General features: G+C 62.5%; 16 protein-coding genes. 8 read left to right on the forward strand and 8 right to left on the reverse strand.

Annotated elements, in window-relative coordinates; translation table 11 throughout:
• The 6 genes from ASD02_RS10570 (at position 1) to hutU (ending at position 7,190) form a co-directional block, all read left to right on the forward strand.
• On the forward strand, positions 1 to 1,140 hold the full coding sequence (locus tag ASD02_RS10570; RefSeq protein ID WP_057220671.1) for an alpha-D-ribose 1-methylphosphonate 5-triphosphate diphosphatase: 1,140 nt from the start codon (positions 1 to 3) through the stop codon (positions 1,138 to 1,140).
• Positions 1,137 to 1,724 carry a phosphonate metabolism protein/1,5-bisphosphokinase (PRPP-forming) PhnN gene (gene phnN / locus ASD02_RS10575; RefSeq protein WP_057211228.1) on the forward strand — a complete coding sequence of 196 codons (588 nt, stop codon included), beginning with the start codon at positions 1,137 to 1,139 and terminating at the stop codon, positions 1,722 to 1,724. Before ASD02_RS10570 ends, phnN begins: the two co-directional genes overlap by 4 nt.
• Positions 1,725 to 1,917: 193 nt before the next feature.
• Positions 1,918 to 3,162 carry an imidazolonepropionase gene (gene hutI, locus ASD02_RS10580; protein ID WP_057218073.1) on the forward strand — a complete coding sequence of 415 codons (1,245 nt, stop codon included), beginning with the start codon at positions 1,918 to 1,920 and terminating at the stop codon, positions 3,160 to 3,162.
• Entirely contained in the window at positions 3,159 to 4,694 is a 1,536-nt protein-coding gene (hutH, locus tag ASD02_RS10585; protein WP_057218076.1) for a histidine ammonia-lyase, read from the forward strand. The genes hutI and hutH overlap by 4 nt, the downstream gene beginning before the upstream one ends.
• A 1-nt stretch (position 4,695) precedes the next feature.
• A complete protein-coding gene (gene hutG, locus ASD02_RS10590) occupies positions 4,696 to 5,514 on the forward strand; it encodes an N-formylglutamate deformylase (protein WP_057218078.1) in 819 nt (272 codons plus the stop codon).
• 2 nt (positions 5,515 to 5,516) lie between these two features.
• Positions 5,517 to 7,190 (forward strand): urocanate hydratase, encoded by a 1,674-nt coding sequence (gene hutU / locus ASD02_RS10595; RefSeq protein WP_057218298.1) that lies wholly within the window; start codon positions 5,517 to 5,519, stop codon positions 7,188 to 7,190.
• 43 nt (positions 7,191 to 7,233) lie between these two features.
• Here the strand turns inward: hutU and ASD02_RS10600 are convergent, their stop codons facing one another.
• From ASD02_RS10600 to ASD02_RS10625, 6 genes are all read right to left on the reverse strand, one after another.
• Entirely contained in the window at positions 7,234 to 8,445 is a 1,212-nt protein-coding gene (locus ASD02_RS10600; protein WP_057218079.1) for an MFS transporter, read from the reverse strand.
• A gap of 87 nt (positions 8,446 to 8,532) precedes the next feature.
• Positions 8,533 to 9,975: a M81 family metallopeptidase gene (locus tag ASD02_RS10605; RefSeq protein WP_057218081.1), complete on the reverse strand. Its 1,443-nt coding sequence runs from the start codon at positions 9,973 to 9,975 to the stop codon at positions 8,533 to 8,535.
• 11 nt (positions 9,976 to 9,986) lie between these two features.
• Positions 9,987 to 11,906, reverse strand: a complete 1,920-nt coding sequence (locus ASD02_RS10610) for a beta-N-acetylhexosaminidase (protein WP_057218083.1) — start codon at positions 11,904 to 11,906, stop codon at positions 9,987 to 9,989.
• Positions 11,907 to 11,931: 25 nt separating this feature from the next.
• Positions 11,932 to 12,708, reverse strand: a complete 777-nt coding sequence (locus ASD02_RS10615; protein WP_057218085.1) for an SDR family oxidoreductase — start codon at positions 12,706 to 12,708, stop codon at positions 11,932 to 11,934.
• 21 nt (positions 12,709 to 12,729) lie between these two features.
• Positions 12,730 to 13,593 carry a MurR/RpiR family transcriptional regulator gene (locus tag ASD02_RS10620; RefSeq protein WP_025428659.1) on the reverse strand — a complete coding sequence of 288 codons (864 nt, stop codon included), beginning with the start codon at positions 13,591 to 13,593 and terminating at the stop codon, positions 12,730 to 12,732.
• Between the two features lie 25 nt (positions 13,594 to 13,618).
• Positions 13,619 to 14,008 carry a RidA family protein gene (locus ASD02_RS10625; RefSeq protein ID WP_025428658.1) on the reverse strand — a complete coding sequence of 130 codons (390 nt, stop codon included), beginning with the start codon at positions 14,006 to 14,008 and terminating at the stop codon, positions 13,619 to 13,621.
• A gap of 113 nt (positions 14,009 to 14,121) precedes the next feature.
• On the opposite strand from ASD02_RS10625, the gene ASD02_RS10630 reads away from it, so the two are divergent.
• Together ASD02_RS10630 and ASD02_RS10635 are read left to right on the forward strand one after the other, a co-directional pair.
• On the forward strand, positions 14,122 to 14,613 hold the full coding sequence (locus ASD02_RS10630) for a hypothetical protein (RefSeq protein WP_025428657.1): 492 nt from the start codon (positions 14,122 to 14,124) through the stop codon (positions 14,611 to 14,613).
• A 20-nt stretch (positions 14,614 to 14,633) separates the two neighbouring features.
• Positions 14,634 to 16,109, forward strand: coding sequence for a M81 family metallopeptidase (locus tag ASD02_RS10635; protein ID WP_057220673.1), 1,476 nt, complete (start codon positions 14,634 to 14,636; stop codon positions 16,107 to 16,109).
• Positions 16,110 to 16,260: 151 nt separating this feature from the next.
• Here the strand turns inward: ASD02_RS10635 and ugpC are convergent, their stop codons facing one another.
• Together ugpC and ASD02_RS10645 are read right to left on the reverse strand one after the other, a co-directional pair.
• On the reverse strand, positions 16,261 to 17,394 hold the full coding sequence (ugpC, locus tag ASD02_RS10640; RefSeq protein WP_025428655.1) for a sn-glycerol-3-phosphate ABC transporter ATP-binding protein UgpC: 1,134 nt from the start codon (positions 17,392 to 17,394) through the stop codon (positions 16,261 to 16,263).
• 88 nt (positions 17,395 to 17,482) lie between these two features.
• Positions 17,483 to 18,712 carry an ABC transporter substrate-binding protein gene (locus ASD02_RS10645; protein ID WP_025428654.1) on the reverse strand — a complete coding sequence of 410 codons (1,230 nt, stop codon included), beginning with the start codon at positions 18,710 to 18,712 and terminating at the stop codon, positions 17,483 to 17,485.
• Between the last annotated feature and the right edge of the window lies 1 nt (position 18,713).

Consider the following 18,713-nt stretch of genomic DNA (forward strand, 5'->3'; position numbering starts at 1 on the left):
ATGAGCAATGAACAAGTCCTGACCAATGCCCGCATCGTTCTGGAGGACAGTATCCTCGACGGCTCGGTGCTGATCCGCGACGGCAAGATCGCCGATATCTCTCATGGCACGACCAACACTGGTGAAGACTTCGAAGGCGACTACCTTCTGCCTGGCCTCATCGAGCTGCACACCGACCACCTTGAGGCACATTACTCGCCGCGGCCCGGCGTTCGCTGGTTGAAGATCGCCGCGATCCAGGCACACGACGCACAGGTCGTCACGTCTGGCATCACCACCGTATTCGACTGCCTGCGCCTTGGTTCGGACGAAGACGGCGGTTTCCAGAAGGGCGAAATGCGCAGCATGGCGGACGCGCTGGCCCAGGCCAAGCAGGAAGACCGCCTGCGCGCCGACCATCTGATCCACCTGCGCTGCGAGGTTTCGACATCGGACGTGCTCGATCACTACGAGGACTTCCAGAACGATCCGCAGGTCAAGCTCGTCTCGCTGATGGACCACGCGCCGGGGCAGCGCCAGTTCCAGACGATGGACCAGTACACGCTCTACTACAAATCCAAGCGCGGCCTGTCGGACGCCGAATTCGGAAAATTCGTTGAACGTCAGCAGGCGCTTTCGGCGAAGTATGCCGGCCCGCACCGCGATGCGCTCGCCAAGGCCTGTGCTGAGCGCGGCATTACCATCGCCAGCCACGACGACGCCACGATCGCCCATGTCGACGAATCTATCAGCTACGGCATCAAGCTCGCCGAGTTCCCGACCAGCTTCGAAGCGGCGGAAGCCTCCCATCGCGCCGGTCTTAGTGTGCTGATGGGCGCGCCCAACATCGTGCGCGGCAAGTCGCATTCGGGCAATATCGCCGCCCGTGACCTTGCCGACCGCGGCGTGCTCGACGTGCTTTCGTCCGATTATGTGCCCTTCAGCCTGATCCACGCGCCGTTCGTGCTCGCCGATGAGCTTGAAGCCATCGACCTGCCGAAGGCGATCGCCATGGTCAGCACCACCCCTGCCCGCACCGTCGGCCTCGACGATCGTGGCCGGATTGCCGTCGGCTTGCGCGCCGACATCGCGCGTGTCCACAGGCAGGAAGGTATTCCAGTGGTGCGTTCGGTCTGGCGCGAAGGTCGGCGTGTCGCATGAGCCAGCTCGAACTTAGGCGTGGCGCGCTTGTCGTCGTCGTCGGCCCGAGCGGGGCCGGCAAGGATAGCGTCATGGGCTTTGCCGCCCGACACTTCTGCGACTGCTCCGATGTCCACTTCGTTCGCCGCGTGATCACGCGGCCGTCGGACGCCGGAGGCGAGGTGCATGAAAGCGTTTCAGTCGCCGAATTCGTCGACATGGAGCAGGCAGGCGCCTTCGCTGTGTCCTGGGACGCGCACGGCCTGAAATACGGCATTCCCGAAGACGTTCGCCGCAATGTCGAACACGGCACCACGGCAATCGTCAACGGCAGCCGAAGCGCCCTGCCGGCGTTCCGCGCCGCCTTCGGCAACATCGCCGTCGCGGTCATCACGGCCGAGCCCGCCGCGCTCGCCAAGCGTCTTGCCGAGCGCGGACGCGAAAGCGAAGAGGACGTGTTGCGCCGGCTCTCGCGACAGGTGCCCGACGTCACATCGGGACCGGATGTCACGATCATCGACAACAGCGGTCGCCTTGAGAGTGCCGGGCGTCACTTCGTCGACCTCGTCGAGCGATTGCGCATGAGTGCCGCCCATCCGGCCTAAGTGTCGCGTTTTCCCAGGCGCCGTTTTTTAAGACCCTGGAGCAACCGCTCCGGGGTCTTTTGCATTTGAATGCCATCGCCCGGCGGCAATTCCGTGCGCCGTCTCCTTCCCTTTTCCTTCAGCAAGTCAATTTTCCTCTTGTCGAGACGATTATTATGTATATACATTATATCCAACGAGAGGGGATCGGCTGATGAGTCAATTTTCGACCAACGCAAACGCGTCCGGCATCTGGCGCAATCTTCGCCTTGCGACGTTGCGACCCGATCAAGACGGCCTCGGCATGGTGGAAAAGGGCGCAGTGGCTGTCGTCGACGGGCACATTGCCTTTGCCGGCGCCGAGAGCGACCTTCCCGCCGATCTATCCCGCACACTTGAAGCAACGAATTGCAACGGCCGGGTGATGACGCCCGCCTTCATCGATTGCCATACGCACCTCGTCCACGGCGGCAACCGCGCTCGCGAGTTCCAGATGCGGCTCGAAGGTGCGTCCTATGAGGAAATCGCCCGCGCCGGTGGCGGTATCGTCTCCTCGGTCAAGGCAACCAATGCACTCTCAGTCGACGCGCTCGTGGAAAGCGCTCTGCCACGGCTCGACACGCTCATTGCCGAAGGTGTTTCGACGGTCGAGATCAAGTCCGGCTACGGCCTGAATATCGACGCCGAACTCAACATGCTGCGCGCCGCGCGCAAGCTTGGCGACAAACGTCCGGTCCGCATCGTCACCAGCTATCTCGCAGCGCATGCGACCCCCGCCGACTACAAGGGGCGCAACGACGACTACATTTCCGAGGTGGTGCTTCCGGGTCTTGATGTCGCCCACGCCGAGGGCCTGGTCGATGCCGTCGATGGCTTCTGCGAAGGCATCGCCTTTTCGACCGCAGAGATCGCCCGCGTCTTCGGTCGCGCCAAGGCGCTCGGCCTGCCGGTCAAACTGCATGCCGAACAGCTTTCCAACCTCGGTGGCGCCAAGCTTGCCGCCTCCTACGGTGCGTTGTCCGCCGACCATCTCGAATATCTCGACGCTGATGGAGCGCAGGCAATCGCCAAATCGGGCACGGTAGCCGTGCTGTTGCCCGGCGCGTTTTACGCGCTGCGCGAAAAGCAGCTTCCGCCGGTGGACGCGCTGCGCGCTGCCGGAGCGCACATCGCCATCGCAACGGATTGCAATCCCGGCACCTCGCCGCTGACTTCGCTGCTACTGACCATGAACATGTCGGCGACGTTCTTCCGGTTGACGATTGCCGAATGCCTCGCCGGCGTTACCCGCGAGGCGGCACGTGCGCTCGGGCTTCTCGCCGAAACCGGCACGATCGAAGTCGGCAAGTCTGCCGACCTCGCACTCTGGAACATCGAAGATCCGGCCGAGCTCGTCTACCGCATCGGCTTCAATCCACTTCATCTGCGCATCTTTAAGGGCGAAAGGACCGGTCTATGACCATCATTCTGCATCCAGGCTCGGTTCCGCTTGAGTATCTCGAGACCATCTATTGGAGCGGCGAACCTGCCCGCCTGCATCCGTCGTTCGACGCAGGAATCGAGAAGGCGGCCAAGCGCATCGCCGAGATCGTCGCCGGCAATGCGCCTGTCTATGGCATCAACACCGGCTTCGGCAAACTGGCTTCGATCAAGATCGACAGCGCTGACGTCGCCACCCTGCAGCGCAACCTGATCCTGTCGCATTGCTGCGGCGTCGGCCAGCCGCTCGCCGAAAACATCGTCCGCCTGATCCTGTCGCTGAAGCTCGTTTCTCTCGGTCGCGGCGCCTCCGGCGTCAGGCTCGAACTGGTGCGGCTGATAGAGGCGATGCTCGACAAGGGTGTCATCCCGGTCATTCCGGAAAAGGGCTCGGTCGGTGCGTCCGGCGACCTGGCACCGCTTGCCCACATGGCAGCCGTCATGATGGGCCACGGCGAGGCATTCTTCGAAGGCGCCCGCATGTCCGGCGCACAGGCCATTGCCAAGGCCGGGCTGACGCCGGTGGTGCTTGCCGCCAAGGAAGGCCTCGCGCTGATCAACGGCACTCAGACGTCGACCGCACTCGCGCTCGCCGGCCTCTTCCGCACCCACCGCGCCGCCCAGGCAGCGCTCATCACCGGCGCAATGTCGACCGATGCAGCGATGGGTTCGTCTGCGCCCTTCCATCCGGACATTCACACACTTCGCGGCCATCAGGGCCAGATCGACACCGCCGCCGCCCTTCGCGCGCTTCTCTCAGGTTCCGCCATTCGCGAAAGCCATATCGAGGGCGACGAGCGGGTGCAGGATCCCTATTGCATTCGCTGCCAGCCGCAGGTGGACGGCGCCTGCCTCGACCTGTTGCGCTCGGTCGCGCGCGTGCTCGAAATCGAAGCGAATGCCGTTACCGACAACCCGCTTGTCCTTTCCGACAATTCCGTCGTCTCCGGCGGCAACTTCCACGCAGAACCGGTAGCGTTTGCCGCCGACCAGATCGCGCTCGCGGTTTGCGAGATCGGCGCGATCTCCCAGCGGCGCATTGCCCTTCTTGTCGACCCGGCCTTGTCCTACGGACTGCCGGCCTTTCTCGCCAAGAAGCCTGGCCTCAACTCCGGCCTGATGATCGCCGAGGTGACGTCGGCGGCGTTGATGTCGGAAAACAAGCAACTTTCGCACCCGGCCTCGGTCGACTCCACGCCGACATCGGCCAATCAGGAAGACCATGTTTCAATGGCCTGCCATGGCGCCCGCCGGCTGCTGCAGATGACCGACAACCTGTTTTCGATCATCGGCATCGAGGCGCTGACCGCCGTGCAGGGCGTCGAATTCCGTGCGCCGTTGACAACGAGCCCCGAACTTCAAAAAGCCGCCGCAGCCCTACGTGCAGTTTCGCCGACGATCGAAGAGGACCGCTATCTCGCCGACGATCTGCAGGCGGCCGGCGAGCTGATCGCATCCGGCACCCTGAATGCCGCGATTTCTGCCGGCATTCTGCCAAAACTGGAGGCTTGAGATGAGCGTCTTCGAAGTCCGCCAGGGCACCTCGCCCGTCATCCTCGGCTTTCCGCACACCGGCACGGATGTGCCGGCTGAAATATGGGACCGTCTCAACGATACCGGTCGCCTGCTCGCAGACACCGATTGGCACATTCACAAGCTCTATGAAGGCCTGTTGCCTGATGTTACCGTCGTGCGCGCCACCTTCCACCGCTACGTAATCGACGCCAACCGCGACCCGGAAAACGTCAGCCTTTATCCCGGGCAGAACACCACCGGGCTTATCCCGGAGACCGATTTCGACGGGTTGCCGATCTGGAAGGATGGCGAGGCCCCGACGGAGGCCGACACGGCATCGCGCCTGCGCCAATTCCATGCGCCTTATCACGCCGCATTTCTGGCCGAGATCGAGCGGGTCAAGGCCATCCACGGCATCGCCATCGTCTACGACTGCCATTCCATCCGCTCGCATATCCCGTTCCTGTTCGACGGCAAGCTGCCGGACCTGAACATCGGCACGGACATGGGCCGCACCTGCGCGCCTGCTATCGAGAAGGCCGCCGTCGATATCGCCGCTTCGGCCGATGGTTACACGAGCATTCTCAACGGCCGCTTCAAGGGCGGCTGGACGACCCGGCATTACGGGCGCCCGGAAACCGGCGTGCACGCCATCCAGATGGAACTGGCGCAATCGACCCATCTTGCCACCGAGGAGCCGCCTTTCGTGCTCGACGCCAGCAAGGCGGAACGCCTGCGCGCGCCCCTTCGGGCCATTCTTCAAAGCATCGAGAATACCGCATTCGACCTTAAAACGCTGACAGGGAGCGAGGCATGACCATGAACAATCCGCGCCACAATATTCGCGACGTGCGCGCCCCACAGGGCACCACGCTCAACGCCAAGAGCTGGATGACCGAAGCGCCGCTGCGCATGCTGATGAACAACCTCGACCCGAACGTGGCAGAAAACCCGCACGAGCTGGTCGTCTATGGCGGTATCGGCCGCGCCGCCCGCACCTGGGCCGACTTCGACAAGATCGTCGAAACCCTGAAGGACCTCAACGAAGACGAGACCCTGCTCGTCCAGTCCGGCAAGCCGGTCGGCGTCTTCCGCACCCACAAGGATGCGCCGCGCGTCCTGATCGCCAACTCCAACCTGGTGCCGCATTGGGCAACCTGGGACCACTTCAACGAGCTGGATAAAAAGGGTCTGGCGATGTACGGCCAGATGACGGCCGGCTCGTGGATCTACATCGGCACGCAGGGCATCGTTCAGGGCACCTACGAAACCTTCGTCGAGGCCGGCCGCCAGCATTACGGTGGCAGCCTCAAAGGCAAGTGGGTGCTGACAGGTGGTCTGGGCGGCATGGGCGGCGCACAGCCGCTGGCAGCCGTCATGGCCGGTGCATCCTGCCTCGCGGTCGAGTGCAACCCGGACTCGATCGACTTCCGCCTTCGCACCCGCTACGTCGATGAAAAGGCGGAAACGCTCGACGAGGCGATGGAGATGATCGCCCGCTGGACGAAAAACGGCGAAGCCAAGTCCGTCGGCCTGCTCGGCAACACCGCCGAAATCCTGCCGGAAATGGTTCGCCGCGGCATCCGCCCGGATATGGTCACCGACCAGACCTCCGCGCATGATCCGGTCAACGGCTACCTGCCCAAGGGCTGGACCATGGCCGAGTGGAAGGCCAAGCGCGAGAGCGACCCGAAGGCTGTCGAAAAGGCTGCGCGCGCCTCGATGCGTGAACATGTGGAAGCCATGATCGCCTTCCAGGACATGGGCATCCCGACCTTCGACTACGGCAACAACATCCGCCAGGTCGCCAAGGAAGAGGGCCTCGAAAACGCCTTCGCCTTCCCCGGCTTCGTGCCGGCCTATATTCGCCCGCTCTTTTGCCGCGGCATCGGCCCGTTCCGTTGGGCCGCACTCTCCGGCGATCCGGAAGACATCTACAAGACCGATGCCAAGGTCAAGGAACTGACCCCCGGCAACACCCACCTGCACAATTGGCTCGACATGGCGCGCGAGCGCATCTCGTTCCAGGGACTGCCAGCACGCATCTGCTGGGTCGGTCTCGGTGATCGCCATCGGCTCGGCCTCGCCTTCAACGAAATGGTCAGAAACGGCGAGCTCAAGGCTCCTGTTGTCATCGGCCGCGATCACCTCGACTCCGGCTCGGTCGCCTCGCCGAACCGCGAAACGGAAGCGATGAAGGACGGCTCGGACGCCGTCTCCGACTGGCCGCTGCTCAACGCCCTCTTGAACACTGCGTCCGGCGCCACCTGGGTGTCGCTGCACCATGGCGGCGGCGTCGGCATGGGCTTCTCGCAGCATTCGGGCGTCGTCATCTGCGCCGATGGCACTGATGATGCCGCCAAGCGACTTGAGCGTGTACTCTGGAACGACCCGGCCACCGGCGTCATGCGCCACGCCGATGCCGGCTACGACATCGCGCTCGACTGCGCCAAGGACAAGGGCCTGCGCCTGCCGGGCATCCTCGGCAACTGACGAAGATTTAGGGGCGCCGGTCTGGCGCCCCTACCCCTTGTTCTTACGGGGTGGTCGCTTTCCGATTGCCGCCTTCGAGCAAGAGCAGTAGCCCAAGGCCCGCCAATCCGCCAAGACCTCCAAGAAGTGCTGTTCCCGAATAGTCGCTGATGCGGGTGCCGAGTGCAAAGAGCGCCGCGCAAAGGCCGCCGCTCATGAAGATGTTGACCGAGATCAGCGAGCTTCCGAGCCCCGGCCGGTCGGCAATCAATTCCTGCAGGTAGGTGATGGGGATCGTGATCAGCGCGGCAGCGCCGAAGGCGCTGATCAGCGTCAGCGCATAGATGTGCCACGGCGCCGACGACAGTCCGAGCAGGACCATGTAGCCGATATAGATGACCGTCCCGAGCGCCAGTGCCTTCGCCGGCAGCAGGCTCACCTGGATGCGCGCCCAGACGAAGATGAAGACCACCTCGAGAAAAGCGACAACGCCGGCGATGATGCCGATATCCGTGACGCTACCACCGACGGCATTGGTCATGATCAGCGGCAGGACGGCCGCATTGATATGCAATGTCGAGGTGATCATTGCCACCGCGACCACGCGCGCGAAGATGCGCGGCGCAAGGATCTCGCCGAAGGATGTCCAATAGGAAAGGCGCTTGCCCAGGCCCGGATCGACGCCGCGCTCGTTCGGCAAGGAGAAGAAGACCAGAAGCAGGTTGGCCGAGCATCCGAGGCTGGCGAGCAGATAGGCGGGCAGCATGCTGTCGCCACCGGCAAGCGCAAAGCCCACCAGCCCGGGCACCAATACCCAGGCAAGCGAAATCGCCGCGCGCGCGCCGGTCGTCAGAGCGCCGGCGTCCTGCCCACTCATGCGCCGCGCGACGCTGCGCACATTGGCAAAGAGCAACGTGTAGACTGCGCCATAGATCGGCAGGAACAGAAGCACGCTGACGAGAAAGCTCGATTGATAGGGCAGGACATAGACAATGCCGTAGCCGACCACGCCGAACAGGATCGCGTTCGACATCAGCACGCGATAATTGCCGATCCGATCGGCAAGGATGCCGATGGAAACGCTGACGATGACGTTCACCGTCGCGGCGGCCAGAATCAGCAGTGAATAGAGCCCGTCACTCAGGCCCAGTTCGTTGATGCCGACCACGGATTGATAGGGTGAGGTTGCCGCCCCGGCGAAGCCGAAGAGAAAGATCGCCAGCATGCTGACCCGAATCGACGGGTTGCGCATGGCGCTGAAAAGCGAGGAAGTCATGATGATGCACGTCCACGAAGGAGGCGATTTCAAAAGGGGAGCTTGGCGCCGGCGGGTCGCACCGGCGGTTGCATTGCGGGAAGCTGCTTACACCGATTCCGACCAGCGCGCCGAGAGATTCGCCTTGGGCATAAAGTCGAATTCCTGATCGAAGGGAAATGCGGGACGAGAGCGGTGCAGGCTTGCCAGATGGGGGATGTCCTGGTTGACGACACCATCGGTCAACGCCATCAGGTTGGGGTTGGCAATCGGCGCGAGTTCCGGCGAGAGATAGCCTGACTTGACCACGAGCAACCGGACATTGCTCGGGTCGAGGCCGAGGCGGGTGAAGTCGGCGATATCGTGATAGGGTCGACGTCGCGCCGAAAGCACGACGTCGATCGCCCCAACGCGGACAACCGCCTGGCGCTCCTTTGCAGGACCAGGATCATCGAGCCGTACGACTTCCACCAGCATCTCCGCGACGGGACTTGCCGGATCGAGGCTGCCGCCGATCTTCAGCATCAGGTTTTCGCCGACGCCGGCAGCAAAGCAGGCTTCCACGGCAGGACGATCGGCGATACCGGCGATGAGTGCGCCGCGCCACCCCCGCGCAAGCAGGGCCTTCAACACATCCGCCCTATCGCCGACACCGCCGCCGGTCGGGTTGTCGCCGGAATCGGCAAGGATGATGGGGGTTGTCGTCGCCTTTTCGGCGACATCGAGCATGGCGTCGAGCGGGCCCGTCACAGGACCGAAACGGAAATTGCGACGTTCCGCCCAGTATGCCGCCGCAATGTCGACGGCTGCCTGCTCTGCCGCGGCCCGATCGGTCGCGGTAATCACGGCACAAGCCGTTGCACGCGGCTCGTCGGCCCAGACATAGCCGACCATCAGGTTGGCATCGAGCACACCCGGCCGCGCGTCGATGTCGGGCAGTTGCCGGTAGAGGCCCCTGGCCGGCTCGTCCTCGGTAGAGGTGCATTCCCCCGGCAGCAACACGGGGATCTTTGCCCACGCAACACCCGGGCGCGTCCCGCTGCGTAGCGCCTCAATGAGCATCGCCCAGGCGCGGATCATCGTTTCACGCGTGTCGATGTGCGGCGCGGTCCGATAGCCCGCGAAGATGTCGATCTGGTCGATGATACGCTGGCTGACATTGCCGTGCAGATCGTAGCTGGTGGCGATCGGGCAGTCCGGCCCGACGACAGATCTCGCGGCAGAGATCCAGTCCCCCTCAGCATCCTCCATGCCGTCGACCTTGATCGCCCCATGCATGGCGAGATAGAGCCCGTTGATCGGCAGGGCCTGTTGCAGCCGGTCGAGAAACTCCGCCTTGAAGGCGTCGTAGGTCGGTCGGGACACCGGCCCACCGGGCACGGCGCGCGCGTGCAGGAGCGGCAGATGCTCGATGCCTTCAGCGTCGAGAAAATCGAAATACTCCGCCTGGAGCAGATCCGCCCCGCGCAGCACCCGAAAATCCTCGACCGCCATCAGCACCGGCGAATAGGTGCTGCACTCCGTATGGATACCGCCGACGGCAATGCGCATGGAAGCTCCTGTCACAGTTTCGGGCTCAAGGGAGCGATCGCAGCAAAGCGCTGCCAGTCCTTGGCGGATTTCGGGGTCCATGCGGCTTCGGCGATGGCGCACAGCCTGGGGAAGACGAGCCGATTGAAGTAGCCGCGCGACAGGAAATGCTCCGACCAGATGCAGGCCTGAACGCCCTTCATGCGCGCTTTCAGCTCATCCGGAAATTCGCCTTCGGCCTCGTAGCCATAGGTATGGGCCGACGTTGCCGTCCCGGCCCAGCTGGCGCCCGGTTCCTGCCAGGCGTCGGCCTGCGCCATGTCGAGATAATAGGCCTGACCGGGCGTCATCACCACGTCATAGCCTTCCCGCGCAAGCTCGATGCCGACCTCCGGCCGCTCCCACGCCATCAGCAACGTGCCTTCGGTCTCGACGCCGCCGCCATGGGCGACCTCGTTCCACCCGGCAAGCTTGCGGCCGCGGACGGTCAGCATCTGCTTGACCTTCTTCAGGAAGAAGGATTGCAACGCAAAGGTGCCGGAAAGACCCTCTTTCTCCATCAGCTTCTTCGCCAGCGGCGAGGCAAGCCAGGAACCGTTGGCAACCTCGTCGCCGCCGATATGGATGTACTGGCTCGGGAACAACTCGACCATTTCGTCGAGCACTTTCTCGAGGAAGTCATAGGTAAAGGCGATCGCCGGATTGAGCGCATTGTTCGGGTAGCCCTGAACGGAATGATAGCTTTCCGGCGCTTCTTGGCCATCGGTCAGGTCAGGCAGGGCGACAAGCGTGGCGGTGCTATGGCCGGGAATGTCGATCTCCGGAACGATCTCGACGTGAAGCGCCGTCGCCTGGGCCACCAGGGCTTTCACATCCTCTTGGCTGTAGAACCCGCCGGCGGGTTCCGCACCGTTGCCGAGTTGCGGCAACAACGGTTCGTCCGGCCCGCGCAGCACGCCGATCGTCGTTAACGTTGGAAACGCCTTGATTTCAAGCCGCCAGGCTTCGTCATCCGTCAGATGCCAGTGGAAGATGTTGAGCTTGAACCAGGCGAGAATATCGATGAGGCGGGAAATGTCCGATGTCGGGTAGAATTGCCTGGATACGTCGAGATGACAACCGCGCCAGCCGTAACGCGGCGCATCGGAGATCGTGCCCTGCGCCGGAAAACGGAATTTTTCCGGATGCGTGCGCGCGCCGTTCAGCAGCTGCGCCAAGGTCGTCAGCGCGTATTGCCGGCCGGCAGCACCACCATAGGCAAGGCGGATCTCCTTGGTCGAGAAGGCCAATTCGTAGGCCTCGGCAGCAAGCGTCGCATTCTTCGAGAAGACAATTGCCCGCCCTTGACTGGAGGCAACCAGGCTGAATGGCGCATGCCCCGCCGAAAACAGACGATGAAAAAGCCCAAGCACGCTCGCGACCGCTGCCACGTCGTCGGGCGCCGTCATCGGCGCGGGGTAAAGCACGACGGGAAAGCTGTCGCCTGCCCAGGCGTCGATTTGCGCCGGCCATGGCTGCATCGAAAACGGCAGGTCGAGCTTGCCTTCGGGCAGTTGTGCTGGCGGAGGCTCGCTCATGGCATTTTCCAGGAGCAGATCGGAGACGGCGACCGGCACATGCTCGCCGCTCGAAAACGTCAGATAGGCTGACTTGGCACCATCAGTGCAGTGCTTCGCCTGTCGATGCAGGCCGCTCACCGTGAACGTCCAGCTTTCGCCGGGGCCAAGCGTCAGCCCGGCGGGTGGTGCGAATTCATGAAAATTGGCGTTGCGGCGCAGGAAAGTGGCGTTGTCGCAGGCCTCCGGCACGATTACGCGCGTGAGCGACGTGTACACCAGGCGGAAGCCCGTGAGCGGTGTGGCTGAGAAATTGAACAGCGTGAAGGTGAACCGGCCAAATGCGCCGCCGTCAGGCTGCCAGGACGCTTCGAGACGATAGGAAACGGGCGCCATGATTTTCCTCCCAGAAGTCTTTCGGTCAGTAGTAGCTAGATTGTGAGAAGGTTCGCGCCAGTTCAGCCTGGCCGGCGGTCAGACCGCAATCGACAGGCAGGCACACGCCCGAGATCGCAGCGGCGAGCGGCCCTGCGAGGAAATGTACGGCGTTGGCAACATCGTCAGGATTGACGATGCGCTGCAGTGGATACCAGCGGCGCGCTTCCTCGAAGACGTCAGGATTGGCGGCGGCACGCGCTTCCCATGCCTGCGTTCGCACAGTGCCCGGCGCAACGGCGTTGGAGCGAATGCCGAACTTGCCGTACTCGACGGCGATGAGGCGTGTCAGGTGCAGCAGGCCGGCCTTGGCGACGCTGTAGGCTGGATGACCGAAGACATTCATGCCGTTGACGGAGGCGATATTGATCACCGAGCCGCGGCTTTCCTTCAGCATGTCTTCCACCGCGCGAAAGCACAGAAAGGCCGCTTCGAGGTTCAGCGCATTGTCCATGCGCCAGATATCCGGCGTCGTATCGTGCAGGCTGACGGCGCGTGCGGCGCCGGCATTGTTGACGAGCGTGCGCACCGTACCGTGCTCGCCGGCCGTCGCGGCCAAGTTTCCGACGCTTGTCGCATCCGTCACGTCACAGGCGACCGGAACGAAGCGCTTGCCGTCGCCGATCTCGCGCGCAGCCTTCTCGGCAGCACCGCTGTCGATGTCGGCAAGCAGGACGACGTCATGGTCTTCCCCAAGACGTCTGGCGATTGCGCGGCCGATATCGCCGGCTGCACCGGTGACGATGGCGACGGACTGCGTCATGCGGAAACCTTTCGCGGCACGTCAGTCTCCCAGCAACTGGCGGTCATCACCGTCGCGGTGCGTCACCAGCTGCTGCTTGATGCGCCGAAGTGTGACCGTCGCCTGCGGCTGAACCCGGTAGGCAACGAGACTTGAGAGGATATCGAGCAGCGCCAGATAGGCGATGCGGGTGGAGGTCGGACGATAGATGTTGTTGCCTTCTGGCAGGTCGACAGGAACCGTGATCGTCGCCGCGGCCGCGACCGGGCTGTTGCTCTGGGTCAGCGCAATCGTCGGCACCTTGAGCTCGCGCGCCAACGTGAAGGCGCGCACGAGTTCGGCGTTCCGGCCCGAGAAGGATGAGCCGATCAGAACGTCGCTTGGGCGAGCGGCGGCCGCCATCATCAGTTGCATGCTGTGGTCGGAACTGGCGGTAACACGCAGGCCGTAGCGAAAGAGCCGGTTCTGCAACTCGCTGGCTATCATCGAGGAATTGCCGCCCGAACCGAAGGCATAGATCATTTCGGCCGTCGCAATGCGCTCGACCGCCTGTTCGATTGCCGCGAGATCCAGCGAACGATGCAGGAGGAAAAGCGCGTTCTGCGCCTTGGTGATGATGTCCTGGGCGACGTCACCGGTCTCGCGGCTCTTCGGCTCCGGCTTCAGGTAGCGCATGCCGATATAGGCGGTGCGCGCCAATTGCACCTTGAAATCGGAGAAGCTGTCGCAACCGAGCCGCCGACAGAAGCGCGTGACCGTGGGAGGAGAGACATCGGCCTTGCCGGCCAGCTCGATGATCGATGCATTCACCGCGAACTCGAAGTCATTCAGAAGAATATCGGCGATGCGGTTCTCCGATTGCGAGAGCCGGCCCTTTTCTTCCTGAAGTGTCGCGAAAATATCCATCGGCTGCTGATGTCCTTAGGGTCTATCAGCCTTCCTTCGGCTTGTAGGCGATGCAGTCGATCTCGACCTTGCAATCAACCATCATCGCCGACTGGACGCAGGCCCTCGCCGGTGGATGCGCACCGAAATACTCCTGATAGATCTTGTTGAAAGTCCAGAAATCACGCGGATCGTCGAGCCAAACGCCGCAACGCACCACGTGCTCGGTACCGTATCCGGCCTCGTCCAGAATGGCCAGAAGATTGGCGATCGCCTTGTGCGTCTGAGGGATGATACCGCCCTCGATGATCTCGCCTTTTTCCATGGCGACCTGGCCGGAAACATGCAGCCAGCCGTCCGCTTCCACCGCGCGCGCAAAGGGTAATGGCTTACCGCCCGCACCGACTTGTTCAGTGCCATACCGTTTGATGGTCATGTGTGCCTTCGTGCAAATTATTTTCTTTGATCGTTGACAAGTGACCATAGAAAGCTGAATTTGACCAGAGAAAAACACCATTCATGAAAAGAATTTCAATCCAGGGCGAAAACATGCGGGATCCCTTCCTCAATCCGTTCCCCTCTTCCGACACCGCACGCCATAGCATCTGGGAGATGCTTGTTCCGCGCGATATCGACGCTTTTCTTTCGGCCGACTGGTCGATGGTGGCAGGTGACTTTGTCGAAGACGGCTTCATCGGCATCGATGGACGTCGCGAAACCAATCCCGACAATTGGCGCCTCACCTTTCCCTCGCTTTCGGCCTATCGCGATGAGTGGCTGCGCCAGGCGAAAGATTTCGCGGGCCTCTCCTTCGCGGAAGACACACGCACGGCGATCTTCACGACGACGACGCTTGAGGACATCGAGGTCAATGGCGACTTCGCGCTTGCGCGCAAGAAGTTCGACGGCGGGTTGAAGAAATCGGACGGCAGCTTCGACGTGATGAAATGGCAGACGGTCTATTATTGCCGCCTGCACGAGGGACGCTGGAAGATCTCCGGTTTCACCGGCTACCTGCCGAACCCGATGGGACCGGCCTAAAAAGCAAAAAGGCAACGGCATTGCGGATCTTCACAGCAGCGCTTGCAACGGAAACCAATACCTTCTCGCCCATCTGCATAGATCGCCGCGCCTTCGAGGCGTCGCTCTACGCGCCGCCGGGCGAGCATCCTGAGACGCCGACGCTCTGTACGGCGCCGATCACAGTCGGCCGCCGCATTGCGGCGGAAAAAGGCTGGACGCTGATCGAAGGCACCGCCACCTGGGCGGATCCTGCCGGCCTCGTCAACCGCCAGACCTATGAGAGCCTGCGCGATGAAATCCTCGACCAGTTGCGCGCCGCGCTTCCGGTCAATGCCGTCGTCATGGGACTGCACGGCGCGATGGTCGCTGCCGGCTACGAGGACACCGAAGGCGATCTTCTTTCTCGCATTCGCGAGATCGTTGGCCCTGATGTTCTCGTCTGCGCCGAGTTGGACCCGCACAGCCACTTGACCCAGAAGCGCGTTTCGGCGTCAGACTTCTTCGTCTACTTCAAGGAGTTCCCGCACACCGACTTCGTCGATCGTGCCGAGGATCTCTGGCGGATCGCCATCGACACGCTGGAAGGTCGCGTGACGCCTGTGATGTCAGTGTTCGACTGCCGCATGATCGACGTCTACCCAACTTCGCGCGAGCCGATGCGCTCCTTCGTCGACAAGCTGATGCGTATCGAAGCGGAGGACGCCGATGTCCTGTCGCTTTCGATGGTGCACGGCTTCATGGCGGGCGATGTTCCGGAAATGGGCACGAAGGTGCTCGCCGTGACCAACGGCAAACCGGAGAAAGGCGAGGCGCTCGCACGGGAACTCGGGCTCGAACTCTTTTCGAAACGCGGAACCTTCATCATGCCGCAGATCGACGAGAAGCAAGCTGTCGCCGAGGCGAAGGCTGCGACCGAAGGCCCGGTCGTCATCGCCGATGTCTGGGACAACCCGGGCGGCGGAACCGCGGGCGACGCGACGGTGCTGCTCGAGGAACTGCTGGCACAGGGTGTCACCAATGCCGCCGTCGGAACGATCTGGGATCCGATGGCCGTGCAGATCTGCATGGCCGCCGGCGAAGGCGCCGAAATCCCGTTGCGCTTCGGCGCCAAGTCGGCTCCGGGAACCGGCAATCCTGTCGATGGCATCGTCAAGGTGGTCAAGCTGGTCCGCGACGCCGAAATGCGGTTCGGCGAGAGTTTTGCCCCCTTCGGCGATGCAGCCCTCATTTCCTATCGCGGCATCGATATCATCCTGAATTCGACGCGGGCGCAAAGCTTCGATCCGAGCCTCTTCTCGGTGATGGGCCTCGACCCGCAGTCAAAGAGCATTCTGGTCATCAAATCGACCAACCACTTCTACGCCTCGTTCTCCAAGATCGCCGCGCAGATCCTATATTGCTCGGCCGGCACCCCCTACCCGAACAACCCCGCCAAGACCGCCTATCTGCGCGCACCCAGGAATATCTGGCCGAAGGTCGCCGATCCGCATGGTCTCGAAAAGGGAGCGGCGTGAACCAAGGCAGTTTATGCGGCGGCCGCGATCGAGGCGGACAGTCAGCAGATCGGCCTTCTGATCTGGCCTATTCTCATCACCAATAACGAAAACGGCCGCTGTCCTGGTCATGGACAGCGGCCGTTCTTGTCTTAGTCTAGCTACGCTCCGCTCAGGCCGCCGCCGGGTCGAGCAAGCCCATGTCGATATCGGTGAGTTCGACACGCCGCTCGAGCGCGATGCCCGCCTCGTCAAACAGATGGCAGTCGGCGGCACGTATGCCGGTCAACACCTGTTCCTCCGGGCGGATTGCCACCGTGCCCGGCAGCATCGCGCAATAGTTCTCCCCTTCACCGCTGATGGCGGCATAGGCAACGGTATGGGCGCCCAGGCGCTCGATCACCGTTGGCGTGACTGTCAGCGACAGGTCTCCGGCGCCGAGCAAAATGTGCTCGGGCCGGACGCCCAGCGTCAATGTCCGCCCAACCAGGCCATCGTGCGGCCTGACCGGGACGACAACCGTCTTCCCCTTGTAATCGACCTCTACGCCGGCATCGCTGACGCCTTTGCAGGTGACCGGCAGGAAGTTCATCTTCGGGTTGCCGATGAAACCGGCGACGAAGATGTTGGCTGGCTTATGGTAGAGCTCGAGCGGCGCGCCTGTCTGGGCGATTTCACCGGCATTGAGCACGACGATCCGGTCCGCCATCGTCATCGCTTCGACCTGGTCGTGCGTGACGTAGATCATCGTGGCCCGCAATTGCCGATGCAGCTTCGCCAATTCAATGCGCATGTCGGCGCGCAGCGCCGCATCGAGGTTAGAGAGCGGCTCGTCGAACAGAAAGATCTTCGGTTCGCGCACGATCGCCCGGCCGATGGCCACCCGTTGGCGCTGGCCGCCGGAGAGCATTCCCGGCTTTTGCTGTAGCCGCTGGTCCAGATGGAGAATGCGCGCTGCATGCTCCACCTTGGCCTTCAGTTTCTCTTCCGGCATGTTTTCCACGCGAAGCGGAAAGGCAATGTTCTCGAAGACAGACATGTGCGGGTAGAGCGCATAGGATTGGAACACCATCGCGATCCCGCGCTTGACCGGCGGCAGGTCGTTGACGCGTTTGCCATCGATCACGATGTCCCCCGAGCTGGTCTCATCGAGACCGGCTATCATCCTGAGCAATGTCGACTTGCCGCAGCCGGAGGGTCCGACGAAAACGACGAACTCACCGTTCCTGACTTCGAGCTGAATGCCTTTCAGCACCTCGAATGTCCCGTAGAATTTCTGAACCGTATTGAGATTGAGCTGTCCCAAGAAACTGTCTCCGGCCACCGGCGAGAAGCGGCACGTTCGTAAGCGGATTGGCCTGGGCCGCGGACCAAAGATCCGCGGCCCGGTGATCTTACTTGTACTCTTCGAGGTCGGCGGCCGCCTTCTTCAAGGCGTCGGCCGGTTCGGCCTTGCCGGTCACCACCGACTGGACCATTGCGATGATGACGTTCTGGAAGCCCTTGTAGTCGGTAAAGAGCGGCTCCGGACCACCGAACGCGATGCCGTCGATGAACGGCTGCCAATAGGGGTCCTTCTTGACGAATTCGTCAACCATCGGCGACGGACGCAACGGCGTCAGGCCGGCCGCGCCTTGCAACTCATACTCACCTTGCGGACCGGGCGAGGTGATGAATTTGGCGAATTCGGTCGCCTTCTCTTCGACACCGGAGCCCTTGAAGATCGCCAGGCTGTCGGTAATCAGCAGCGTCCCCTCGCCCTTGGCCGATGGGCCGAGCGGCAGCGGCGCAACGCCCCAGTTGACCTTGGTGTCCTTCAGGCGCACAGCGGCACCAGACCCGCCCTGGATCATGCCGACCTTGCCGTCGAGGAAGATGGCGCGAACCTCGTTCTGTTCGTAGGCGGTCGCCCCTTCGACGGAATAGGGAGTGATGTCCTTGTAGGCCTGGAGCGCGGCGAGAACCTCCGGGCTGTCGATGACGATCTTGTCGCCATCGATCACCTTGCCGTTGTTGGTGTACACCCAGTGCATGAACTGGTGCATCGTGTTGTCGAAGGTCTTGGCCGGAAGGCCGTAACCGGCGATACCCGTCTTTTCCTTGATCGCCTTGGCGAACTCGATCTCTTCGGCCCAGGTCTTCGGCGGCTTCTCAGGATCAAGGCCGGCCTGCTTGAACAGGTCCTTGTTCCAATAGAGCGCCTTGGTCGAGAACGCGATCGGAACGCCCCACTGGTTGTCGTCGAAGGTCACCGTGTCGACGATGTTGGGGTAATAGCTCTTCTTTTCCTCGTCCGTCATCGGCACGGGAACGATGAGATCGTTCTGGGCGAACTCCTTCAGCGTGCGCGAGCCGACATAGGCCATGGCGACCGGCGTGCCGGCAGCGGCAAGCGTCGTTGCCTTATCCTGGCACTGGGCCCAGCCGACAACTTCCGGCGTGACTTTCCAGCCTGGATTCTTTTCTTCCCACTGCTTGATGTATTTGGCGTGAACCGCATCCATGGTGTCGCCGCAGTAGATCCAGCTGATCTCCTGGTCGGCCGCCTGGGCGGTGACTGCGCCAAGCGCGGTCGAACCGAGCAGGGCGAGCGCGAGTACCCCTGTCTTGAATTGAATTGACACG

The organism is Ensifer sp. Root1252 (assembly GCF_001425885.1).
Taxonomy (GTDB): Bacteria; Pseudomonadota; Alphaproteobacteria; order Rhizobiales; family Rhizobiaceae; genus Ensifer; species Ensifer canadensis.